The following is a 925-nucleotide window of genomic DNA, read 5'->3' on the forward strand; positions in this document are numbered from 1 at the left end:
GTGCGGTTGATAAATTAAAGTTTGGGATGACTAAAGCACAGGTTCGCTTCGTACTTGGATCGCCAATGCTTATCGAAAATGGCTATCCTAACACTTGGTATTATATCTACCATCACACGCCAGGCCACGGTGACCCAGTACAGAAAGATCTTGTCGTAAACTTTAATGACCAAGGAACGCTGGCCGATATCAGCGGTGATTTCCCGAAAAGTGACGCGTTTTACGAACAGATCCAATAAACCAATCCTGTCATTACATCGATTGGCATCATAAAACCTTTATGCAAAAAAACCTCCCACTTGGGAGGTTTTTTATCATCTAAAATATTGCTTATTCTGCTTACTTGCGCAGAGCATTTGGCTTGCCACCAGTCACTGGATCGGCATTCCCAGCCGCTTTTGCTTGCTCTGCTCGCTTACGACGAATCTCTTTTGGATCTGCCAATAAAGGGCGATAGATTTCAATGCGGTCTTTATCACGTACGGTCGCGTCTAGTTTTACATTACGACTAAACACACCTACTTTGTTTTTCGCTAAATCAATTTCTGGATACAATTCCAAGACACCCGACTGACGAATGATCTCTTCAACCGTCGCGTGGTTATTCACAACTAAGTTAAACACGCGTTGCTCATGAGGCAATGCATACACGACCTCAACGTGAATCATGTCTGACTCAATACTCATAACACTCGTACACCTGTTTCGCGCGTTTGGTAAATGCATTAACCATATTGCTAGTTAGCTCGTTAAAAATCTTGCCGAACGCCATTTCAATCATTTTGCTCGAAAACTCAAACTCAAGCTTAAGTTCAACCTTACATGCCTGCTCATCCAACGCAGTAAAAATCCAACCACCTCGGAGCGTTTTAAACGGACCATCAACCAAGTTCATCATAATAGCTTGGCCAGGAATAAGCTCATT

3 protein-coding genes are annotated in these 925 nt (G+C 42.9%); 1 reads left to right on the forward strand and 2 read right to left on the reverse strand.

What is annotated here, in order from left to right:
• A partial coding sequence (locus R7O13_RS25020) for an outer membrane protein assembly factor BamE (protein WP_318304962.1) occupies positions 1-239 on the forward strand: 239 nt, incomplete at its 5' end.
• Between the two features lie 100 nt (positions 240-339).
• Here R7O13_RS25020 and R7O13_RS25025 read toward each other — a convergent pair.
• Together R7O13_RS25025 and R7O13_RS25030 are read right to left on the reverse strand one after the other, a co-directional pair.
• Positions 340-687: an RnfH family protein gene (locus R7O13_RS25025; protein WP_005456005.1), complete on the reverse strand. Its 348-nt coding sequence runs from the start codon at positions 685-687 to the stop codon at positions 340-342.
• The coding region (locus tag R7O13_RS25030; RefSeq protein ID WP_318304963.1) for an SRPBCC family protein at positions 677-925 on the reverse strand (249 nt) is incomplete at its 5' end. The genes R7O13_RS25030 and R7O13_RS25025, both read right to left, overlap by 11 nt.

This window comes from Vibrio sp. Y176, assembly GCF_033438945.1.

Excerpts from the sequence above, each read along its gene's own strand:
- R7O13_RS25025 (WP_005456005.1), bottom strand. The coding sequence starts at position 687 with ATGAGTATTGAGTCAGACATGATTCACGTTGAGGTCGTGTATGCATTG.